Annotated in this window: 13 protein-coding genes; 3 read left to right on the forward strand and 10 right to left on the reverse strand. The window is 41.4% G+C overall.

The window, feature by feature from the left end; genetic code table 11:
• Positions 1–25 precede the first annotated feature (25 nt).
• The 4 genes from J0L60_12210 to sppA form a co-directional block, all read right to left on the reverse strand.
• Positions 26–553, reverse strand: a complete 528-nt coding sequence (locus J0L60_12210; GenBank protein ID MBN8546885.1) for an arginine decarboxylase, pyruvoyl-dependent — start codon at positions 551–553, stop codon at positions 26–28.
• A gap of 61 nt (positions 554–614) precedes the next feature.
• Positions 615–1,067 carry an SsrA-binding protein SmpB gene (smpB, locus tag J0L60_12215; protein ID MBN8546886.1) on the reverse strand — a complete coding sequence of 151 codons (453 nt, stop codon included), beginning with the start codon at positions 1,065–1,067 and terminating at the stop codon, positions 615–617.
• 145 nt (positions 1,068–1,212) lie between these two features.
• Positions 1,213–3,600, reverse strand: coding sequence for a T9SS type A sorting domain-containing protein (locus J0L60_12220; GenBank protein MBN8546887.1), 2,388 nt, complete (start codon positions 3,598–3,600; stop codon positions 1,213–1,215).
• Positions 3,601–3,697: 97 nt separating this feature from the next.
• The gene (gene sppA / locus J0L60_12225) at positions 3,698–5,515 is read right to left on the reverse strand and encodes a signal peptide peptidase SppA (protein MBN8546888.1); all 1,818 of its coding nucleotides are present in this window, start codon (positions 5,513–5,515) and stop codon (positions 3,698–3,700) included.
• 80 nt (positions 5,516–5,595) lie between these two features.
• On the opposite strand from sppA, the gene J0L60_12230 reads away from it, so the two are divergent.
• From J0L60_12230 to J0L60_12240, 3 genes are read left to right on the forward strand one after another with little or no spacing between them, the layout of a single operon-like run.
• Positions 5,596–8,733: a hypothetical protein gene (locus J0L60_12230; GenBank protein ID MBN8546889.1), complete on the forward strand. Its 3,138-nt coding sequence runs from the start codon at positions 5,596–5,598 to the stop codon at positions 8,731–8,733.
• A 6-nt stretch (positions 8,734–8,739) separates the two neighbouring features.
• Positions 8,740–9,195 (forward strand): NYN domain-containing protein, encoded by a 456-nt coding sequence (locus J0L60_12235; GenBank protein MBN8546890.1) that lies wholly within the window; start codon positions 8,740–8,742, stop codon positions 9,193–9,195.
• Between the two features lie 2 nt (positions 9,196–9,197).
• On the forward strand, positions 9,198–10,634 hold the full coding sequence (locus J0L60_12240; protein MBN8546891.1) for a T9SS type A sorting domain-containing protein: 1,437 nt from the start codon (positions 9,198–9,200) through the stop codon (positions 10,632–10,634).
• 72 nt (positions 10,635–10,706) lie between these two features.
• Here J0L60_12240 and J0L60_12245 read toward each other — a convergent pair whose 3' ends face one another.
• From J0L60_12245 to J0L60_12270, 6 genes are all read right to left on the reverse strand, one after another.
• Positions 10,707–11,582 (reverse strand): DUF4835 family protein, encoded by an 876-nt coding sequence (locus J0L60_12245; GenBank protein ID MBN8546892.1) that lies wholly within the window; start codon positions 11,580–11,582, stop codon positions 10,707–10,709.
• A 642-nt stretch (positions 11,583–12,224) separates the two neighbouring features.
• The gene (locus J0L60_12250; GenBank protein ID MBN8546893.1) at positions 12,225–14,657 is read right to left on the reverse strand and encodes a T9SS type A sorting domain-containing protein; all 2,433 of its coding nucleotides are present in this window, start codon (positions 14,655–14,657) and stop codon (positions 12,225–12,227) included.
• A 26-nt stretch (positions 14,658–14,683) separates the two neighbouring features.
• Positions 14,684–17,146 (reverse strand): hypothetical protein, encoded by a 2,463-nt coding sequence (locus tag J0L60_12255; protein ID MBN8546894.1) that lies wholly within the window; start codon positions 17,144–17,146, stop codon positions 14,684–14,686.
• 59 nt (positions 17,147–17,205) lie between these two features.
• The gene (locus J0L60_12260) at positions 17,206–18,492 is read right to left on the reverse strand and encodes a T9SS type A sorting domain-containing protein (GenBank protein MBN8546895.1); all 1,287 of its coding nucleotides are present in this window, start codon (positions 18,490–18,492) and stop codon (positions 17,206–17,208) included.
• Positions 18,493–18,641: 149 nt separating this feature from the next.
• Complete coding sequence (locus J0L60_12265) at positions 18,642–20,744, reverse strand: T9SS type A sorting domain-containing protein (protein ID MBN8546896.1); 2,103 nt, start codon at positions 20,742–20,744, stop codon at positions 18,642–18,644.
• A 66-nt stretch (positions 20,745–20,810) separates the two neighbouring features.
• The gene (locus J0L60_12270; protein ID MBN8546897.1) at positions 20,811–23,174 is read right to left on the reverse strand and encodes a T9SS type A sorting domain-containing protein; all 2,364 of its coding nucleotides are present in this window, start codon (positions 23,172–23,174) and stop codon (positions 20,811–20,813) included.
• Positions 23,175–23,599: the final 425 nt, after the last annotated feature.

A 23,599-nucleotide genomic window follows, 5' to 3' on the forward strand; every position in this document is an offset into this window, starting at 1 on the left:
TAAATCACCGGACCGTTAATTTCTTTTACGGAAGCAGAATTGCCGCTGCAATCACTGTCGTCCAAAGGCCGTTTTTATGTCCTTCAGCAGACTGCGTTACATTAAATGAACGGACAATTTTACCCGACATTTTGTAAATATTTTCTCTTTCGCTCCAGTCAACCTCCGGGTTAAAATCTATTCCCAAAGTGGTTGCAAGCATGGTGGCAGCAAGGTCTTCCGCATACTCGCCGCACACTTTTTCCGTCTCACCGTAAGGATGGTGTTCTGATAGATATCCATAAAGGCTTTTATCGGCAGGTATGGCTACACCAATCGAAGAGGCTATAAGCCTGTTCGGTTCGTTTGTCTGGTTACGGGCCATAACGCAAAATGTAACCTGACCCGGTTTTAAATATTTGAGACCCTCTTCCTTCGAAATTCTTTTGCAATCGGGGGGATAGATACTGCTGACTGTAACCAGGTTACACATTTCAATTCCGGCACCTCTTAATGCAAGCTCAAAAGAAGCTAAATAATCTTTATGTCTGCCAACGCCTTTGGTAAAAAACATCCGAGAAGGTACGAACACCTTTTTTCTCCTTCCTGTTTTTATTTATAAAAATAAAAATGAACTAATATTTGCTCCTCTTTCTTTCTCTTTCCATCTCTCTTTTCGCAATCGACTCTCTCTTATCATAAAGTTTTTTACCTTTTGCAAGGGCAATTTCAACTTTAACTTTGCCATTTTTGAAATAGAGAGCAAGAGGAATAATCGTGTACCCTTTTTCTTTGACTTTCTGATTCAATTTCTTTATCTCAACCGCGTTGAGCAGAAGTTTTCTGTCTCTGAAAGGATCATGATTATTAATGTTTCCCTGAGAATATTCGGAGATGTGGGCACTTTTCAACCAGGCTTCATTGTTTACAATTTCCACAAATCCGTCAGTCAGATTGCACTTACCGGCACGAAGCGATTTAACTTCGGTTCCCTGGAGTACAATTCCGGCTTCAAACGACTGTATAATACTGTATTCAAAGTGAGCTTTTCGATTTCTCACTATTATTTTGATATTTGCCTGTTCCACTTGCCTAATCTTGAATATTCGAACTTTAAATATATGCAATAAAAGTCACAGAGTAACGAATTTGTAAATCAGGGAAAAAAAATTACTTCCCGGGTTTACTGTTACGGTACTCTGCGACTTTCAGATTTTGTTCAGTCTGTTCGACTTATTTCAACAAATTTAACTTTCTGACAGCAGTAAATTCTCCTGCCTCCAAACGGTAAAAATAGATACCGGAAACCAGACCCGCTCCATCAAATGAAACCTTGTGGTAACCTGCTTCGAGGTATCCGTCTGCCAGCAGAGCAACCGCCTCACCGAGTGTATTATAAACGGTCAGTCTGACATTCCCGGCTTTTGGAGTGTTGAAAGATATTACCGTCGATGGATTGAACGGATTGGGGTAATTCTGCTCAAGTGAATATAGAGCAGGCGCGCCAATTTCCACCTCGATCTCATTCGAGTATGCGAAAGAACCATCGTTATCCATCTGCTTCAAACGATAATATACTTTTTGTCCGGTTACATTTTTATCGGTGTAGGAGTAATAAACGGGAGAAGTCACGGTTCCATTTCCATTTACAAAAGCAAGCGTTTCCCAGTTTTTCCCGGTTTTTCTCTCAATGTTAAAACCTTTATTGTTTGTCTCAGTAGCTGTCTGCCAGTTGAGGGAAACAGTATTGCCATCAACTTTACCGTTAAAAGAGACAAGCTCGACAGGAACGATTTCAGAGGAAACCTTGTAAACCATTCCACCGGTTCCTACGAGAACAAACTGGCTGCTGTTAATTTTGTGAGCGGCTAAAAAGTCGACACTTTTCATTGAGGTATCAATAAGGGTAACATTACCAACCCTTCTCATCAACACGCCTGATCTGCCGACTGCCCAGACATCATCGGGACCCATTATGACGATATCGTGCATCACCTTGCCCTGAAGAGCAACGGTATCGGAAAGAAGTGTAACCGTCTGGAAACCATCTGTAGTCTTGTAAAACGCGCCATTCTCGCCACAAATGTAACCGGTATTGGCATCAACCATCGCGACTCCCGTAACCTGTCCCGCAGGGACTGCCATGGTTCCGTGACTAAAATTCACACCATCGGTCGATTTAAATATTCTTTCACCCGAACCAACAGCATAGCCGGTGGTTGGATTCACCATCTTTATGTCATACAGAGTGGTTAAAGGCAATGTTGTCTGGTTTGACCAGTTAACGCCCTGATTTGTCGTATAGAGTATTCCACCTTCATTGTTTACCAAGTAACCTGTGTTTATATCAGAGAAAGCGAGTTTATAATTTCTGGTGGTTGATGTTCCAAGTGATCTGTTCAACCAGGACTGCCCGTTGTCAGTTGAAGCAAAGAACGCTCCGAGTCTTCCGCAGGTGTAAACATTTGAACCGGATGTGTAGGCATCATATAGCATGTCGCCAACCATAAATGAGGATTTTTTCCAGGTCAAACCCCCGTCAGTAGTCTGGTGAAGTTCACCCCGGTCTCCAACCACGGTATATTTTTGGTTGGTTTCGGCATAAACTCCGTACATGTCTCTTGAAGTGGAGCCCGTGGTCTTCCAGGTGGCACCGGCATCGGTCGAGATTGCAAGATTAGCGAGATATCCGCCTGCAAGAATTTTATTACCATCTTTAAGGGAGGTTCTGATAACTTCTGTTGAGAAAAGAGGGATGTTTGTCCAGGTAGCACCACCGTCTGTGGTTCTGATCACCACACCATTGGAACCGAGAAGAACACCGTTGGATGCATCATAAAATTCGAGGGAGTAAAGTGCAACCGTTGTTGGGGTTGTAACTGCTGCAAAAGTCACCCCGCCGTCCGTACTCTTGTAAGCTCTTCCGGCAGTACCGACTACATAAAATGTGGTTGCATCAGCTTTCCGGATTCTGTAGAGAGTTGTTGAGAGACCCGGCATGGTACCCGCTGTCCAGTTTGCTCCACCGTCAGTAGTGTACATATACTGACTGCCGCTGCCCACGGCTATAGCGGCTGACTGACCGGTCCATTGGATGTCATATAATGTTCTGGTCGGGATTGCATTTGTTACAGAACTCCAGGTAGCACCACCATCAGTGGTTTTTATCATATTGACCGAACCAACAGAACCGCCCGCGACATAACCCGTGGTTGCATTGAAGAAGTGGATATAATTAATACTCCCTGTGTAGACAGCAGGTGCACTTATGTTCGTCCACGAAACTCCTCCATTGGTCGTTTTGTAAATCACTCCTCCGTTTCCGCCGATGTAACCTGTTTGCTCATCAACGAATGAAATGGCATTCAGATTGTCACCCGCAGCAAAGGATGAGGGGAGTGTCTGCCAGTTGTTGCCACCATCGGTTGATTTGCTGAAATTACTCGCAACACTGAGTGAGTAACTCACGGCAAAAATCGTATTCCCGGCTTTGCTGAAAGCCCTGAAATCATCCGGAATGAGCGGTTTTTTGATAACCTGCAAATTGCTGCTGAGTGGCTGAGCAATAAGAGGAATGGCAACTGAAAGCATAAATATAAAGTAAACAAAACTTCTTTTCACTGTAACTCCAAAATGTGAATAATCATTCTGCAAGTTAAGAAAAAAGTGGAATTATTCATTTATTTATGCATGTTTCAGAAAAATAATTAGCTGCCTTCTACCAGGTGAAACCGACAGGCATGATCATCATGACTCCGCTCATCTTGCTTATTCTTTCCACTTCCTTAATATAAAATTCAAGCTTTCTGGCGGTTTCACTTTTGATAAAAAAGGTACCGGCCTTTGCTTCAAGATTACGCATCAGTTTCTGGAAAAATGTTTCAGATGTGCTGCTGTAGGATACAGTATAATCTTTCAATTTAGCCTTATTGGCTGCAATCTTAATTGCATCATACAAGCCACCCAAGGTATCAACAAGTTTTTTTTCCATTGCTGCAGGGGCAAACCAGATTCTCCCCTGTCCGATTTCATTTGCCTCGTTCCTGGTGATTTTTCTCTCTTTGGCTACTATTCCGAGGAAGGTCTCGTAAGTGGTATCCACATTCATCTGCATCACCGACAATTCATAATTTGTCATCGGGCGGCTGCCTGTGAAAAAGTCGGCGTAAGGATTGGTCTTTACTGTATCGAAGTTTATTCCAAGCTTGTCGCGCATCAGTTTTTGGGTGTTCATTACAAGTCCAAAGACACCAATGGAGCCTGTGAGAGTGTTCGGTGAGGCAACCACTACATCACCGGGTGCGGAAATGTAATAGCCACCGGAAGCGGCATAATTCCCCATTGAAATAATCAACGGTTTTTTACTTCTTAAAAGCTGAAGCTCATGGTACATAATATCGCTTGCCATGGCACTCCCACCGGGAGAATTGACCCTTAGGACCACAGCCTTTACCGACTCATCTTCAGCAGCGGCTTTTACTGCTTTTACGAATGTCTCACTGCCGATATTGTCGTCATTGCTCTTACCCATGACGATATCACCTTCAGCATATATAATTCTGATTTCGTCCCCCGTTTTGTATTTAAACTTTCCTGCACCGGTTTTCAGATAGCTTTCGAACGAGAGGTACTCAGGATTTTCGGAGAGTTTCAAACTCTTCTTCACAATCGAATCAATTTCGTGATTATAAACGAGCTCATCCACTATTCCGGCATTTTTTGCAGATACTGCATCAAAAACTGACAGTGAATCTGCAATCGAGTTTAATTCCTTCAGGTCAAGATTCGTTTTTTGCGAAATCTTTGTAAGTATCGAGCCCCAAAGTCCGGTGAGATATTCTCGCATCTGAGTTTTGTTCTCTTCACTCATATTGTTAGCAATAAATGGTTCAACAGCACTTTTATACTTGCCGGCTCTAATTACCTGGACATCAAGTCCGATGGAATTGAGGAGATTTTTAAACATCGGCACTTCGGCGCTTAATCCTTTTAACATTACGCCACCCCGCGGATTCAGATAGATGCTGTCTGCCACCGATGCCATGTAAAGTCCTCTCAAACTGTAAAAGTCGGAAAAGGCTATTATCTTTTTGCCGCTTTTCCTGAAATCAGCAAGTGCATTCCAGATTTCTTCAAGATTTGCCAAATTTCCGTTTGCATCCCCGACCTCAAGGTAAATAGCTTTGATATTAGCATCTTCCTTCGCACTTTTTATGGCATTCACATACTCCTGAAGGCTTGTCTTTTTTCCACTTTCATCGGTAAAAAGATTCGCAAACGGGTCATCCTCCTGCTTCGGAGAATCGATGATCGCCTGTCGCATTGTTATCTTCAGGATTGAATCGGGTTTTACCGTCACAACCTCACTGCTCGAAAGTCCGGCTATGAGGATGAAAATAAATCCGAATGATACCAGGAGTATTCCAAAACCTGCTATCAAAAATCCAAGCATTGATGCAAAAAGCATCATGAAAAAATCTTTAACTCCACGCTTTGGAGGTGGATAATATGGATTGTAGGGTTTAGTGTCTGACATTTTAGCTCTGATTTTATTCTTCAAAAATAATACGGTAATATATTAAATTGCAGTTTGATTTTTCATATACCGGCAATTCAATGATCCCACGATCGGGAATATATTTTTTCATTCTTTCATTTCTCCTCCTGCACAATTACAATTATTGTTCTTCCACGACTTCCCATATCTCCGGTCTGCCAATAATCTTTAATTATGCTCCTGCCACATACGGTTACGAACCTCAAAACTGGGGAGCTTCACAGGATTCGCGCGGGATAATGTATTTCGCAAATACTGAAGGCATCCTCGAGTATGATGGCGTCTCATGGCGTATAATCCGCCTGCCAAAGGGTGAAACCTGCCGCGCTCTCCACCGCTCCTCTGATGGCACGGTTTATGTCGCCGGATTCAATGAAATAGGAAAACTCCAACTTAATTCCTCAGGAAATGCTGAATACCACTCTCTAAAATCTAAAATACCGGCACAAAGCAACAATTTTTCGGATGTCTGGTTGATCGCAGAGTTAAACGGTAAAATATACTTCTCTACATACGACCGGATCTTTGTTTACGACGGAAATACATTTACGGTTATAAACTCATTAAGAAATATAGTCTCGATGAGGACCATAAATGGCAGTCTGGTGATCCTTCGTAAAGATGAACAACCCCGGACGCTCTCGGGTTCACAATTCATACCGCTTCAAAGAGAGGAATTCACTCTTCCGGGTGAATTGTACATGTCTCTCCCCTCTGATGATGGTGGTTTTATTTTTATTACAAAAACCGGAGTATTTTACAGGTTAAAGAACTCCGGATATGAAAAACTTTCAGATGGATTTACGAATCTGGGTGACGGCTCCGCTTTCTACGATGCTGTCTTACTGTCAAACGGAGATTTTGCCATTGCTTCATTAGAGTCAGGACTGATTCTGACAGACAAAAAGGGACAGCCTAAACAGGTTATCAAACAGGAAACGGGACTCGGACACAATACAGTCTATGCCCTTTTTCAGGATAACGAGGGGAACCTCTGGATGATGCTCGAAAACGGTATTTCCAGAATTAACATCAACTCGCCGGTCTCAATTTTTGACAACAGAACAGGTCTGCCCGGGGCTGCCTACAACACTGTGTTTTACAAAGGCCGGTTGTTCGCCGGTACAAGTTTTGGTGTCTATACCTCTAAACTCGAAGGCACACATTTCGGCACTCCGTTCGAGAAGGTCTCCAAAAACATAAGTGATTCCTGGGATTTTCTCAAGTATCGAAACAATATCTACCTGAATACCGGGTCAGGTTTCTTTCTGATTGATGATACGCGAGAAATATTAATCGATTCGTCATACTGTTTCTCGGCAACCTCGGTTTCCGATGACTCGTCTCTCATCCTTCTTGGTACAGATTCCGGTGTAAAACTGATTCAAATGGATGAAAAAGGTGAAAGGGCTGTTATGTCCCGGACGATTGAAGGTATCTCAGGACAGGTAGACAAAATCGTTCAACACGGTCCGCGGGAATTTTGGATTCAGATTCAACCGCACACAGTAATCAGAATGCGGTTTACACAAGGATATCTAAATGCTCCAAAATTGGAATATTATGAAGATGATTTTTCGGGAACAGGTTTCAACCCGACATTGATGAATCTTAACGATGATCTTTATGCTGTGACAACAAAAGGCATATATTATCTGAATTCACAGAAAGATACATTCATAAGTCTGAAAAATACCGGGCTGCAACAGGTCAAAAATCTCTATACGGTTCCTCTCGTTAGCATAATAAACAGTCAGAATATAGTACTTTACCTCGAAGGTATTATTTACAATGTTGAAATCAGCCAGACTGATTTTTCATGTAAATTCTCACAACTCGGGAGAGTCAGAACAGCGTCAATATACGGAATCAGTACCAATTTTCAGTCTCCAAACCGTGAGATCTGGCTTTCCGCCACCACCGGATTAATAAAGTTTGACGCCGGAGCGAATAAATCCAAAAGTGACATCAATGCCTTTTTTCGCAGTTTTCAAATTGGTGATTCACTCTATTTCTCGGGTGTTACCCGTAACGGTGATTTAAAAGATATTCCACCCGGAAGTAACATTACAGTTACATTCGCCGCTCCCGGTTTTCAGGATGAATTTAACATAATGTATCAGACCTGGGTCCAGGGACTCGATACAAACTGGACGCAACCCGGCAGAAACAGTTTCAGAGAATTTTACAATATGCAACCGGGCAATTATCTGATCAGAGTGCGAGCAATTCTTTCTTCGGGGCAAGTATCTTCGGAAGCTTTTTATTCACTGGAAGTCGATTCCTACTGGTATGCCAACTTCTTTGCTTATCTCCTTTATGCCCTGATTTTAATTGCTCTAATTGTCCTTTTTATCAAAATAAGAACTGCTGAAATACTCAAAGAGAGAGATGATCTCGAAGATATGGTTTCAGAAAGTGCCGCCGAGCTGAAAAAAGCCAATCAGGAGTTAAGTTTTAAAAATGTCCAGCTGCAGAGGATAAACAGCCAGCTCGAAAAACTTGACAGGGAAAAAAATGAATACCTCGGAATAGTAGCTCACGATTTGAGAAATCCAATTTCGGGTATTATGGGCTTCGCTGAAATTATTACTGATGAGGAGGAAGAACTCAAGAAATCTGATATAGCCCGTTTTGCAGAAAATATAAGAGTCAGTTGTGCTTCAATGCTCGAAACACTGAACAAAATTCTCAGCATGAATCTTGTGGAACAAGGAAAACTTGATCTTTACCCCGAAAATTTTGACCTTGTTGAACTGATTAAGGAGTTAAAAGACCGAAATCACCCTTCTTTGGAAAGAAAGAATATAAAGTTGAATTTAGAATTGCCCGAACAACTGGTAATTTTCTCGGATCGTAATTTTACGGGGCAGATCATCGACAATCTCATTTCGAATGCAATAAAATATTCATTTCAAGGAAGTGCTGTCGATATCCGGCTCAAAGTAACAGACGGTTTCGCTCAAATTGAGGTGGATGATCATGGTCAGGGAATACCAGCAGAGGAACTGCCGAATGTTTTCAAACGCTTCGCAAAAATAAGCAGCTCCCCTACTGCGGGTGAATCTTCCTCTGGTATGGGACTTTCAATAGTCCATATGCTGGTGAATCTTTTGAAAGGAAAAATCGAGTGCGAAAGCAGTGTGGGAGTTGGCACCCTTTTTACAGTGAGACTGCCATTGAAAATTGAGGATTGATGATTTATGAAAATTTACTTTATTGACGGAAACAACTTGATCGGTAAGATTCCCGATCTTAAAAATAAATTGAAAACAGACAAAACCTTTGTCAGGGAACAGCTTGCTTTTCGCCTCGACACGGTTTTTCTGAATTCAAGCAATACTGCAGTGGTCTTCTTTGATGGATTTATTAATGGTGTGATCAATACTAACAAGTTAAAAATTATCTACTCCGACTCCAGACCCGCTGACCTGGTGATCAAAGAGGAAATAAACAGATCAAAAAATCCGCGAAATATCGTGGTCGTTTCTTCAGATAATGAAGTGTATAACTATGGCAAGAAGTGCTCCTGCGATGTGTTGAAATCGGAAGAATTTTTTACACGGTTCTTTGGAACTGCTGTTGAAAAAGAGGAATCGGAGAAAATCAGCCTTCTCCAAAAACAAAATGATGAATTCAAAAAACTGTTCGGACTATAACCATGAAAATCCACCTGTTCTTTCTTTTAATAATTCTTGCTGTACCGGTTCTCTCACAAGAACCGTCTTCCGTGCATAAGAATGAACTTGACCACTACAATAAATATTTCACTCGAACCCCGGTTTCTGAAGCGGAAAACATTATCCCTCTTCAGTTTGACAAATCCCCTGCAGGTTCCAAGGTTGTATATGGCTTCCTCCCCTACTGGGAGTACCCCGGTGCCCTGTCATATCTCCGGTATGATCTCCTTACACACATATCGGCATTCGATTTCCAGATAGATTCCCTGGGAAATGTAACCAATCCTTCAGGCTGGCCCTGGACAAACCTTATCAATGCTGCACATCAGAATGGCGTAAAAGTTATTATGACTGCAGTTAATTTCACTCCTTCACAGATTCGTCACATTATCACCAACAGTGCTGCTAAGCAGAACTTCTTTTCAAAAGTAAAGGCCACCTTGGTTCAATACTCTCTCGATGGTGTCAACATAGATTTTGAAGGTCTTTACACGGCCGACCGCGGAAGTGTCATTAACGGTTTCATGACCGATCTTACTGCATATATTCATACTGAGCTGCCGGGAAAGGAAGTTTCTTTCGCCGGTCCTGCTGTTAACTGGAGCGGGTGGAACCTTGCGGGACTTGCAGCAGCCTGCGATTATATTTTCATCATGGGATATGACTTCTCAGGTTCCTGGAGCACTGTCACCGCACCCACAGCTCCTCTGACGGGTGGGGCTTACAATATCACCAACACAATCACAGTTCAGTATGGTGCCTGCCCTCCGGAAAAACTTGTTCTTGGTGTGCCTTATTATGGTTGTGAGTGGGTTTCAAATACCAATCAGCCCGGTGCCACCATAAGTTCATATCTTGGTCACCCGCGGTTTTATGCAGCCATGGATCAGTCGCAATACTATGGACTTCAGTGGCACACTGCCTCACAGACCGTTTATTATACGATTCCTGTTAACAACAAATACAACCAGGTCTGGTTCGATGACGGAAGAAGCACCGGCTTGAAATTTTCACTGGCCAAACAGTATAATCTTAAAGGTGTCGGAATGTGGGCTCTTGGTTATGACAGGGACAGACAGGAGCTTTGGACAGAATTGAACAAATATCTGAACCCATCATCGTTAGGTGAAGATGATAATTCACCGGAATCGTTTAAGCTGGCGGCGTATCCAAATCCTTTTAACCCTTCAACAACTGTAGCGTTCACGCATTCGGGAGAAGGGAATGTAAAAATCTCGATGTTCGATCTCCTCGGCAGAACAGTTATGGAGAAAGAATATGAAAACCTGCCACAGGGTGAGCATAAGGAATTTATCGATGCCCGGACATTAAATTCAGGAGTTTATTTTGTCAGGGTTTCCGGTTACACCAAATCCGGTATACAAACCTCAATTGTAAAACTTGTACTGACAAAATAGTATTTACCACAAATAAAAAAGCCATGATCATTTTTCATCTGACCATGGCTTTTTTTCTTTTTTTTTAATCTTCTATTCGGCTCTTAAAATCTCATCATATTTTGCCAGCCTTGGTGGATCGACACTTTTCAGCGTTTTAAAGATTGATTTTTCAGGATAATCCTTCAAATATTCGATAATTTCACCACTTTTTGCATCAAAAAACACTTTCAGATAGACACTTCTGATATCTATTTTCGATTTCATCTGCTCGAGAACTTTAATCATCTTTACGATAAGTTCCTGACCCTTGACTTTGTTTTTTGCAATGATGTCGATTCCTCTGTGGTACTCCGAGGTTGCATCGCGAAATGCCCTGTATTTATCATCGAGTATGTTCTGGATAAAATCAGCTTTGCTGTATGCGGCTCCGGCTTCCCAGCCAGTGGCTCTTCTTCCCGCTGCAAGATTCACAACATCAAATGCCTTTTGGAAATACGGCGTTCCTGACCCCTTCTCCCATGAATCCTGCTCGAGACCGATAATCACATATGCATAAAAATCAAGAAATGAAGTCAATCCGTTAAACAGATTCGCATCATAATAAATTGTCTGATTTTTTTCATAAACAAATGCCCAGTTAACATCATTTACAAGAAGCATCGGTGAAAATTTTTCACTTTTGTAAACTTTTCTCATGCTGGTGACCACTACCTGAGCGGTGTAGTTTGACTCATCAGCCCCGGTATTGAAGAAAATATTAAAGCTGCATTTAATTCTGTCATATTCCCAGGGTGATCCGCTGAATTTTGTGGTATTTAAGTAAGTCTGTACCATCGGTCCAAAATCGGCGAGTATTTCTCTGTACTTAATCGAAAGTTTTTCTGCATTAACATTCACCGTCGCATCCAGTTCCTGACTGAACAGTATGTTGAATGATAAAAAGAATAAAACAATCAGCTTCTTCATTTTTTGTCCAAATTTCTTATTTCCTGAGTGCAATTTATGCATATCAGTTTTACGGGCAAATTAAAAATATGTTCCATCCGGTTTTCGTTGATTACTAAATTCCAAAAACACCGCAGAGTATACCGGGAGGGGAATAAACCACAGAGCACACAAGTATGCAAATAAACCACAGAGCACACTGAGTTCACAGAGAAAGGAATAAAATTACTCTGTGCTCTCTGTGTGCTGCAATCGTCAACGAATTGAATATTTGGCCCCGTCAGGGGTCTCGTTTGGGTAGCAATCGGCAACGAATTGAAAATTTGGCCCCGTCAGGGGTCTCGTTTGGGTAGCATTCGTCAACGAATTGAATATTTGGCCCCGTCAGGGGTCTCGTTTGAGTAGCATTCGTCAACGAATTGAATATTTGGCCCCGTCAGGGGTCTCGTTTGGGTAGCAATCGTCAACAATTGAATATTTGGCCCCGTCAGGGGTCTCGTTTGGGTAGCAATCGTCAACAATTGAATATTTGGCCCCGTCAGGGGTCTCGTTTGGGTAGCAATCCGGTCACCTCAAATTCTCTGCGTAACTCCGCAAAATCTGCGTGAATCCGCGTCCTAAAAAATCTCTGTGATCTCCGTGTGCTCTGTGGTTTATTAGTCTTTATTTCATCAAAGCCATTTTAACCGTAAGTGATTTTGTCCTGCCGGAAATTGTATTTGTACACAAAACCTGACAGAAGTAGATACCTGAGGATTCAGTTCCCATATCGATATCCTGTTCAAAATATCCATGACTTAGAACCCCTCTTTCAATCTCCTTTACCTGTTCCCCCATAGCGTTAAAAACTTTTATCACAACTCTATTTTCTTCGGGAAGTGAAAAAGTCACCTTTGTTGAGGGATTGAAAGGATTGGGATAGTTCTGTTGAATTGAATAATTCTCAGGTACTTCGCCCAGCAATACTTCAACTTCATTTGAGTATTCAAATTCACCGTTGTAGTCTATTTGTTTCAGGCGGTAGTAGAGAATGCAAGGAGCTTTTGGTTCATAATCATCATATCCGTAGAAAATCTTACGGGTGGAGGTACCGGAACCTTTTGAGAAAGCAATGGTTTTCCAGTCTCCGTGTTTGTAGCGCCTTTCGATCTCGAAACCCATGTTGTTGGTCTCAGTCTCGGTTGTCCATTGAAGTACCACTTTATTACCAAACGGGAGTGCAGAAAATAATGATAGTTCAACCGGTGTGTTGCCGCGATTGCGGGTTTTCCATATTCCGGATCCCCCGGAATTAACTATTGTGACACCAATTCCTTCAAATAAATCATACATTCCCATCCATGAAAATTTGCTACTGTATGTAGGCAGGAATTCGTTTACTTTCCATGAAAAACCACCATCATAAGTTGAGTATAGTTTATTCGCACTAACATATATGCTAAGTGAATCTTTCATATAGATATAGGATGCGTTTCCCATTCCCGGGATGATCATTTCCGAAATCGTCGCTCCACCATCAGTCGTTTTATAAATTTTACTGTTAGAGGTTAAGAAGATGCCAAAATTGCTGTTAATGAAACTAATTTCCCGAAGGGTTAAACCAAGATTACTGAGTTGGTTCCAGGTGTTTCCATTGTCTGTGGTTTTATAAAGTGAAACATTACAAGCATAGCCTGTTCCGTCTTCGAACATGATTACTTGATCGAAGTTAATTCCTGAGACTGACAACTTTGTGTCCCAATTCCTGCCACCGTTGCTACTTGATAAGATAGTGGTTCCAGATGCAATCCAAATGGTGCCGTCTTCTTGGGTATATATATCATAGATCTGGCCTGTTGGTGATTGTGAAATAGAGTCCATAGTCAAGCAAAGGTCTTCAGATTTAGAGAAGACTTTATCGCTTGCCAGATAGACAAGGGAATCATTCACTATACTAATTTTTGTAGCTTTTCCTTTTTGCATTCTTCTTGTAGCCCAGTGGTTCCCCCGATCGGTAGAAACATAAAGCCTGCCACCTTCATCAGCAATTATCGCATAACCCGGATCGAGAAATGCAGCAGCAGAGTGATTTAAAAAAGTCTGGTCTGTTCTTATTTCCCATGGTTCATTGATATTGGGTCGGGAAACGACAAAAAATATTCCGTCTCCGAGGAGATAAACGCGATTTTCAAAAATTTTGACATCTTTATATTGGCGAGATACTCCAATCTGCGACACATATCGCCATGTAACTCCGGTATCTGTAGTATATAATAGTCCGTTTTCAAATTGGAGTGGGGATATGGCGGTTGTGGGATTTAAAAATTTAATATTAAAGGGAATACCTGCGAAATTAACCTCACCTAAGTCTTTGAATATCCATGTCAAACCTTTGTTTGTAGATGTTGCTAACAATGGGGCATAGTAACCTCGCCAAGGGTCAACCTGAATCCAACGGGCACTTCCCACAACCAGGATACTATCACTAATCTCATCAATGGTTTTTGGGGAGGAGATTCCTGGCGGATTGTACATGTTGGTGAAGGTAATTCCCCCGTCAGTTGTGTGGTGGATTTCTCCAGATGCAAAAACCCATCCTTTAAGAGCGTTTTTAAAATAAAACCCGCCAATATACTGCGCCGAGTCAATAATATTCCAGTTCACTCCCTTGTCAGTGGATTTTAATAAATAATAAACCACAGCTTCACCAGAACCATAATCGACAGAAGCATAAACGGTTGTGCTGCTGAGGAATTGGATTTTCTTCAAGTTTTGATATTGGGTTGGGAGATAGATCTCTGACCATGTTGACCCACCATCAGATGTAAAAATCATTTGGCTCGGGGAATTCAATCTGGCGAAAATATGGTTCTCATCAATAACAGATGCTTCTGTCAAACTGAGTATAGGGATTTGTTGTGCACGAAACCAGTTTCTACCCCCATCAGTGGTTTTTATTACATAACAACTATCGTCCGAATAGGCTGCAGTAAAATTCAATGAGTCGGTCATATGGAAGCTAAATACCTGCCCACTCAAGGGGTTGATTACTACACTTTCCCACTGCGAAAGCAGCAGGGAATTTATAGCAAACAGAAAAATTATCAATCGTTTCATTTTTATTTTTCCTTCGAAAATTATGTTTATTTCATCAAAACCATCTTAACCGTAAGCGATTTTGTCCTGCCGGAAATTGTATTTGTGCAAAGCACCTGACAGAAATACATCCCCGAAGATTGGTTAACCATCTCAAAATCCTGTTCAAAATAGCCATGACTGAGAACCCCTCTATCAATCTCTTTTACCTGTTCCCCCATTGCGTTAAAAACTTTAATCACAACTCTATTTTCTTCGGGAAGTGAAAAAGTCACCTTTGTTGAGGGATTGAAAGGATTGGGATAGTTCTGTTGAATTGAATAATTCTCAGGTACTTCGCCCAATAACACTTCCACTTCGTTTGAGTATTCAAATTCACCGTTGTAGTCAATTTGTTTCAGGCGGTAGTAGAGAATGCAAGGAGCTTTTGGTTCATAATCATCATATCCGTAGAAAATCTTAGGGGTGGAGGTACCGGAACCTTTTGAGAAAGCAATTTTCTTCCAATCGCCATACTTGTATTTTCTTTCAATCTCGAAGCCCATGTTGTTGGTCTCAGTCTCGGTAGTCCACTGAAGTGCAACTTTATTCCCAAGCGACACCGCCGAAAATCCCGACAATTCGACAGGTGTGTTTCCGCGGTTATTCGTTATCCAGATGCCTGTATCATAAAATGATATACCGACTCCTTCGAAATCATCGAACATATACATCCATGCGAACGGGTACTTCGGGAGTTGCGGGCTGAATTGATTGAGTTCCCAACTCAAACCACTGTTATATGAAGAGTACAATGACTTATACTTTATCAAATAGAATTTGAAAGGGTCCAAACAAAAAATATGGAATGGATCCGGTATGCCGGGAATTATTACGGGTTGAAGAGTCAATCCACCATCGTAAGTACGGTAAAACTCACCATTGAAACCCAGTATGAATCCATTTTTGCTGTCATAAAATTCCACACTGCGCAAATATGTAAATGGCATATTCAGTTGTAGCCATGAATTACCATAATTGCTACTTCGAAATACCTTATCCCCTATTGCATAGCATGTGCCATCTTCGAACACATCAATTTTATCGAAAAATTCATTATGAACACTTAATTTGGTTTGCCATGTCGCCCCCTGATCACTGCTGACTAAAATACTGTCGCCGCTCGCGAGCCAGATGTCTCCATTCGGCGCAACCTTAATAAAGCGAATTCGCCCGGATTGGATATGGGCGATTGGATCTATTGTATTACATTTGTCCAAAGAACGATAAACCGTATTACCATCAACAAGATAGATTAGTGAATCGGTTACGATAGAAATTCCGACTGGATAATCAACGGGAGATGATCTCTTACTCCAAGTATTTCCTCTATCGGTCGAAAAATACAGGAGACCTGGGTTAGCACCGATCACACACAAACCAGACTTGGAGAATGCAGCACATTCAGGAAATTCATAAAATTGATCCATTCGCAGATCCCAAGGTTGAGTGATATCGTTGCCTGAAACCAGGAATGATGAACCCCTGCCCGCAGCATAAAGCCTTCTGCCAAATAATTTCATGTCATTATACAAGTAATGCATTTCCGGGGGATTCCCTCTAGTCCATGTGACACCTTGGTCAGTCGTCATAATAACCCCTTTGTTCTGAATTGGTACAGCAATAGCCGTATTTTCATCAATGAACACCATCTTCTCAGGACTCCCCTCCCAATTCTGCTGAGAATAATCATGGTACCGCCATGTCTGACCTCTGTCTGTCGAAAATGCCATCTGAATGAATAATCGTGTTGTGTTAGGGGGGACAAAAACTGATCTGTAGCCACCGATCGCGATGAGAGTGTCGTGCAGAATATCGAATGATGTAATGGTTTGAAATCCTTCAGGCTTCGGAATTTGAGTGAATGTTTGCCCTCCGTCTCTGGTCTCTCTTAACTCTTTACCCATAACCCAGCCGTGATCCAGGTTGATGAATTTAACCCCGGATATGATCCCAACGCTTGAATCAAGCTCTGTCCAACTCATGCATCCGTCAGTAGTCTTCATAAGTTGCCCGTATCCCCCGGAATTCCCGGCGTAATTTCCAACAGCAATCGCTGTATCAGCGTTAAGGAACTGGATCGATTTGAGCATGCTGTATCTTGAGGGTAATGAGATATTCCTCCAGGAAACCCCACCATCGGTTGTCATTAGCAATGAATCTGTATTGGTAGCAGACTTGATCACAAAGATATTGTCTTTATCAATAACCTTGGCATCACTAACCCATGCAAGCGGGATATTCTGAGAATAAATCCACGATCTCCCCCCGTCACTGCTCCTTATGATTGCTGATTTACCATTATCATCATAGTTCCGCCGAAACACCGCAGAAATATTCAAGGAGTCTTCCAAATTGAAATCATAAATTGCCCCATACCAAGGTAAAAAATCGACTTTGGTCCACTGCGAGAATAAAACCGAATTAAACACTAAAAGTATGATAAACAATCTTTTCAAAATAATTTTCATTTTTTACTCACAGGAAAAGTTTTTTAACCTGATACATTATGTACAATTTCATCAGGAAACTATTTGGTCACTAATATTTTTATATGCTCGGTACCGGATTTTGTGATCAATCTAAAAAAATACACACCGGAAGTAAGCCCCGCGGTAACAAATTTTATTGAATTTTCGCCGACAGGAAAGTTATCATCAAGAATGTCGGCTACGGGTCTGCCAAGGATGTCATAAAGTGTTCCTTTAGCATGACCGGCAGCCAGCATATTAAATCGTATTGTCGCAGATTGGTTTCCCAAATTGTTGTTCAGAGATACCGGATTAGGAAATGACTTCAGATCTATCGAGACCGGGATTTGGGGATCATCCTCTATTAATCCAACGCTTGGGTCGAAACTTAAGGTGTTAAAGCCAATCGATGATGGCTGGGAGGCTAATTTTGGTCTGTAAAATTTATCGCGCAAAGTAAATCTGTATTTAAACTTGTAACCTGCTTTCATTTTTGTGCTATCGAGATTCACAGTGATGTTTGTTTTAGGCTTATCGGCAGATACTTTCTCAACCACTGTTGTAGTAGAATCTACTCCGTTTGTATAGAAATAACGAATGAAGAGTGAATCGTTAAAATTTATTCCGGGTATAGAATTTGAAAGTTGAGAGTTCAGGTCATGATTGGTGTTAACCGAAAAGGTTTTTACAAATTCCGCGGTCGTAATCTCAGGAGAAAATGAGATTCTCGGAATCCAATTTGTTGTATTGTATATTGTATCACCATTTTGGTTGAAACGAATCTGATCGAATGAGGAAAAACTCTCACTATCTCCACCGGTGTGTGATTGCCAACCGCTACGATGAAATGTAAAACCTCGACCTCTTTCAACAGTAAATGCTTCTTCGCTGCTTCCTGAGATTGTAATCTCACCAAAACTGTAGTGTCTCAGAGAATCTGTGCCCCAGACAGTAATTTCAACAGGGGAAGATCCACCCACATATCCTAAAAAAGTTTGATAGGGAGGGATGTTAAAATCTAACATCATATATTTATTACCATCTTTGAGATAATATAACTTGTTGTTTTCTTCATCCATCCCAAAGTACCAGCTTCGTGAAACGAAATAACCCTTATAGAATTTTATACCATCATGAATCACCATTGAATCAACTGATGCTTCATGTATGGATTTAACAGATGTGTAAAGTCCACCTGACCAAGAATTTAATTCTTTAATGTACTTATCCTTGTCTTGAAGGTTCATCACAAAAAATGGAGTGGTTTGAGCATAGATATTCAAAAAGGGAACCAGCAATAGTGTAAATGTGCTGATTATCAAGCGGAGTAATACTTCTCTTTTCATCTTTTTTATTCTCGTTTATTTAACCTCAGAGCACACAGAGATTGTATCGGGACGCAGATTCAGGCAGATTCAACGGATGAACGCAGAGCGAATTTGAATACCCAAAACCTTCTCTGTGTGCTCTGCGTGCTCTGTGGTTGTTATTTCATTTATTTCAACAAAGCCATTTTAACCGTAAGTGATTTTGTTCTGCCGGAAATTGTATTTGTACACAAAACCTGACAGAAGTAGATACCTGAGGATTCAGTTCCCATATCGATATCCTGTTCAAAATAGCCATGACTGAGAACCCCTCTATCAATCTCCTTTACCTGTTCCCCCATTGCGTTAAAAACTTTAATCACAACTTTGTTCTCCTCGGGGAGTGAAAATGTAACCTTTGTTGAGGGATTAAACGGGTTTGGGTAATTCTGAAATAACTTGAATTCAACCGGAGTAAGGTCTTTTTCTGAATGATAACCGGTTACTATAGAGTCATCGAGTACAAGATTAATTATAGTGGCAAAGTCTCCGGTTGCCCAAACTTGCTTTCCGTTCGAAAAAATTGACTCAAGGTCATGGCTGGAATTACTATTATGCTTCTTCCATGTGGTACCTCCATCAGAAGTGCTTAAAATAGCGCCATCTGCTCCTGCAACCCAGCCGTAAACAGGGGAAATGAAATGTGCTGCAAACAAGGAACTCTGTTGTCCGGTGTGACTTGATTTCCATGTTGCTCCCTGATTTGTTGTAATGAAAACATAGCCGGAGCTTGCTGTGATATATCCAAATTGTTCATTTAGAAATTTAACTGAAAAAAGTACTGCTTGTCCAATATTCTTGCTTTGCCAGGTAAATCCGGTATTAGTAGTTTTGTAAACATTTCCGTAGCTATCTGTCATAAAACCTAAAGTATCGTTTATGAAATAAATTGAATTTAAATCATTCTGTGTTACTGAGGGTTTCAAATCCCATGTGGAGCCCCCATCATAGGTTTGAAAAACTTCTCCCAGGGCACCTACGATGAATCCCCAATGTTCATCTATAAAATTTACATCGCGGAGTTCAAAGCCAAAAGTGTCGGCGGTTGCCCATTGCCAGCTCGCACCGGAATTGGTCGTTCTTCTTACATAGCCTGAATGGACCATGGTCCATGCATTATTTGAATCCAACAAATGTCCGGCCCAAACTCCTCTGGAAGTTGAATCGGTATCGAATCTTGCCCAGGTTTTACCGGCATCATAAGTTTTAAGGAGTCCTTTCTGGCCGATACACATACCGAAAGAATCGGAGAAAAACTTAATGTCAAAGTATGGCATAATCGTAGGGGGATCAAATTTAGACCATGTCGTTCCATTATTGTTTGTGTATACAATTAAACCATCATCTCCAACGAACACTGCGGCTGAATCATTACGAGCCTCGACAGCTATCAAGTGTGAAGCATGAAAAATTTTCTTTGATATCCAGGAAACCCCCTTATCTGTTGTCCTCATAGAATAATTATCACCTGTCACCCAGATATTGTTGGAATCAAGTGCAGAAATGGAGTAATATCTTCTGCCATCCGAGCGGAGGATTGTCCAGTTTCCACCTCCGTTGGTTGTTTTTAGAATATGTCCTCCCTCACCAACAGCAAAACCGAGCAGGCCATTGAAAAATTTGATGCCCCACAATGGACTTGTAGTACCACTTATCAGTGTTATCCAATTATTTCCAGCGTCAGTGGTTTTTAATATCATACCTCCTGCTCCGGTTATGAATCCTGTAAAAGGATCTAAAAACTGTATTGAAAGAATCTCTTCAGAAGGCCCATTCAACATTTTAGTCCAAGTGGTTCCGCCGTTAACTGATTTTAAGAGGGTTCCATCTTGACCCCCGGCCCAAACTGTATCAATAGAAGAATGTTCAACACATAATAAGTATTTTGTCACTCCTGACACCACTTTTTCCCATGATCTACCTCCATCAGTTGACTTAAGAACAGCACCGTTGTCTCCGACAGCAATACCGTTGAGAGGATTGTTAAAGGAGATACCTCGAATAAACACTCTTGAATCGGTATATATTGGCTGCCAGTTTGTACCACCATCGGTCGTATTCAAGAAAATACCCTGATCACCTCCGATCCAACCTGTGTCAGGATTCAGGAATTCAACTGCCCAAAAGTCGTTATTGGGCAACTGTGGATACTGGTATCTCCAATTTGTCTGAGAATAATTGTTAAAAGTAACAAGAACAAGTAGTAGAATAAAAAAAGTTAAATTTTTCATATCGCCCCCTGTTTAAGGTTCATATTATTGGATTGTGTACTCAAATATCTCATGTTCTCATCTCCTCTATTTCATCAAAACCATCTTCGTTGTCAGCGATTTCGTTCTGCCGGAGACAGTGTTTGTACAGAATACCTGACAGAAATAGATGCCTGATGGTGAGTCCCCCATCTCGATATTCTGATCGAAATTGCCGTGAGGGAGGATGCCGCGGTTGAACTCTTTTACCAGTTCTCCCATCGCGTTATATACCCTGATAACAACCTCATTCTCCTCGGGGAGTGAGAATGAAACTTTCGTATTTGGGTTGAACGGATTCGGGTAGTTCTGGTTGATAGCGTAGTTTTCGGGTACCTCACCGAGGATTACTTCAACTTCGTCAGAGTAGGAGAATCTGCCGTCATAATCGATCTGTTTCAGGCGGTAGTATAGTATCGCAGGGGCTTTTGCTTCAAGATCGTCGTAACCGTAATATATTCTCCTGGTGGAAGTCCCTGAGCCCTTTGAGAAAGCAATTTTCTTCCAATCGCCATACTTGTATTTTCTTTCAATCTCGAAGCCCATGTTGTTGGTTTCAGTCTCGGTAGTCCATTGAAGAACCACTTTGTTTCCGGATTGTGTTGCCGTGAACGCAGAGAGTTCGACGGGGGTGTTGCCGCGGTTGGAGGTTATAAATACATTTTCTTTGCTTCTTCCCAGAAAGATCCCATCAAGTTGATTGAACATATACATCCATCCGAACCAACCATAGTCGGGTTGAGTATTAAATTCATTTACCTTCCAACTCCACCCTCCATCGTATGTGCTGTACAGTTGATTCGCTAAAAGCATGAATGATAATGAATCGTGACAATGAATCATTTTCGGTGAAGTCATACCCGGAATTGTCAATTTTTCAAAAGTGATGCCTCCATCTCTGGTTCTGTAAAATGCATTATCCTGATTACCAATAAAACCGTTTTTACTATCATAAAAATCTAAAGAATATGCGGACTGTAGCGGAATCACTAGCCTCATCCACGAGCCACCATTGTTAGTTGTCTTAAAAACAGAACCATTTATTGAAGCATATACGGTCCCATCATCGAAAACCTCCAAATCGGAAAAAATAAAATATTCCGTTGACGAATAACGATTTATCCAACTCATCCCATGGTCACTACTGGAAAAAATATTCCCACTGTTTGTAAGCCAAATTTCCCCATTATTCTTGATTCGGAGATTGTTCGGATAAGGAGGTGCCTGAGTTACTGTATCAAAAGATAAAAAAAGATTATCAGTCTTAAACAGGTATTCAGAACCTGTCATATAAACCGTTGTATCGTTTGCGATTAAAACCGAGCTGGGATAAAAAACCGGGCAGAATTTTTTACTCCAGTTTTTCCCCTTGTCTTTTGATATGTAGATTTGCGGCGCAGCGGATATTGCAACCACTAAACCCGATCTGTTAAAATCAGCACAAGTAAACGGAGTATCCTCAGTTGCAATCCTTACCTCCCATGGTTCTGAGATTACTGGTCCTGACGCAACAAATGTTGCTCCACTACCGGCCGTATAAACCCTGCCGTTTAGAATCTGAAGGTCAGTGTAAAAGTAGCTGTTTTCCGGAAAGTTTCCTTCACTCCATGTTAAACCTTTGTCAGTGGTAATAAGAATACTTTTGGAGACTTCTGACCCAAACCAAGGTCTCAGAACGACAATTGTAGAGGAATCAATAAACCTGATTTTTTTTGGGTCGCCTTCAGCAGAATCACCATGATCTTTAAACCTCCATGTCGCCCCACGATCGGTTGAAAGGGCTGTTTGAACGATACGGGTCGAATATATTGGTGGGACAAAAAAGTAACGGTAACCGGCGAAAACGATATTATCGCCCCATGTATCTACTGTACTGATGGTCTCGATACCGCGTGGTGTCGGGAAGATGTTAAAAGTTGAACCCCCATCGGTGGTCCTGTAAACGCTGTTGCCGAATACCCAGCCGTTATTTATATCTTTAAATTCTATATCACGAAAATTACCGAGCGTAGTATCCAGAGTAGTCCAGTCAGTTCCTCCGTTGGTGGTTTTTAGTATTCTCCAAATCGGGCTTGAAATCGATCCCTGGTTTACATGTACATAACCGATGGCTGTGGTAAAAAATTGGACTCTAACTACTTCTACTGATGCGGGAAGAATGATGTTAGACCAGTTGTTGCCTCCATCCGATGTTTTAGCAATTAAGTTACCGGAACTTCCGAGCACACTGAAGTAATTCAAGGCATCAACAAAATTCAACTCATCACTAAGATTTGGGGGTAGATCATGAGTGTACCTCCAAGTTGTCCCCCCATCAGTGCTCCTGATAATTTTCTTTAAACTCCCCACCCTGTGAGTAGCGATAACATTTAAAGAATCTATCAGATAAAAACTCTTTATCGTTCCACTCATCGGAGTCAAATTAACATGACTCCATTGACCATTTAATATAAGATTAAAAACCAAAAAAATAATTGATGCATATTTCATAATATTGTTCCCTATTTATTTTACTAAAATAAAAATATTATAACAATTAACCTAATAATCTTGTTTTGGTATTGTTTTCTTCCTACCCATATATCGCAGCAGGGGCTGAACATTCAACCCCGCTACGGGGGTAGAATTATTTGTAGTTCGGTGATCATCTACGAATATCAAACCCCGCTACGGGGGTAATTCTACCCATATGTCGCCACAAGGGCTTTTTTGAAGGGGGTACCTGCGGTTCTACCCATATGTCGCCGCAAGGGCTTTTTTGGAGGGGCTACCTGCGGTTCTACCCATATATCGCCATAAGGGCTGAACATTCAACCCCGCTTCGGGGGTAGAATTAT

The sequence above is a fragment of the Ignavibacteria bacterium genome, assembly GCA_017302895.1.
GTDB lineage: Bacteria > Bacteroidota > Ignavibacteria > Ignavibacteriales > Ignavibacteriaceae > UTCHB3.

What these genes read in the sequence shown, in the direction of transcription:
- J0L60_12210 (MBN8546885.1), bottom strand. Translation starts at nt 553, where the DNA reads ATGTTTTTTACCAAAGGCGTTGGCAGACATAAAGATTATTTAGCTTCT.
- sppA (MBN8546888.1), bottom strand. Translation starts at nt 5,515, where the DNA reads ATGTCAGACACTAAACCCTACAATCCATATTATCCACCTCCAAAGCGT.
- J0L60_12230 (MBN8546889.1), top strand. Translation starts at nt 5,596, where the DNA reads ATGATCCCACGATCGGGAATATATTTTTTCATTCTTTCATTTCTCCTC.
- J0L60_12235 (MBN8546890.1), top strand. Translation starts at nt 8,740, where the DNA reads ATGAAAATTTACTTTATTGACGGAAACAACTTGATCGGTAAGATTCCC.
- J0L60_12240 (MBN8546891.1), top strand. Translation starts at nt 9,198, where the DNA reads ATGAAAATCCACCTGTTCTTTCTTTTAATAATTCTTGCTGTACCGGTT.
- J0L60_12245 (MBN8546892.1), bottom strand. Translation starts at nt 11,582, where the DNA reads ATGAAGAAGCTGATTGTTTTATTCTTTTTATCATTCAACATACTGTTC.
- J0L60_12250 (MBN8546893.1), bottom strand. Translation starts at nt 14,657, where the DNA reads ATGAAACGATTGATAATTTTTCTGTTTGCTATAAATTCCCTGCTGCTT.
- J0L60_12255 (MBN8546894.1), bottom strand. Translation starts at nt 17,146, where the DNA reads ATGAAAATTATTTTGAAAAGATTGTTTATCATACTTTTAGTGTTTAAT.
- J0L60_12260 (MBN8546895.1), bottom strand. Translation starts at nt 18,492, where the DNA reads ATGAAAAGAGAAGTATTACTCCGCTTGATAATCAGCACATTTACACTA.
- J0L60_12265 (MBN8546896.1), bottom strand. Translation starts at nt 20,744, where the DNA reads ATGAAAAATTTAACTTTTTTTATTCTACTACTTGTTCTTGTTACTTTT.
- J0L60_12270 (MBN8546897.1), bottom strand. Translation starts at nt 23,174, where the DNA reads ATGAGTGGAACGATAAAGAGTTTTTATCTGATAGATTCTTTAAATGTT.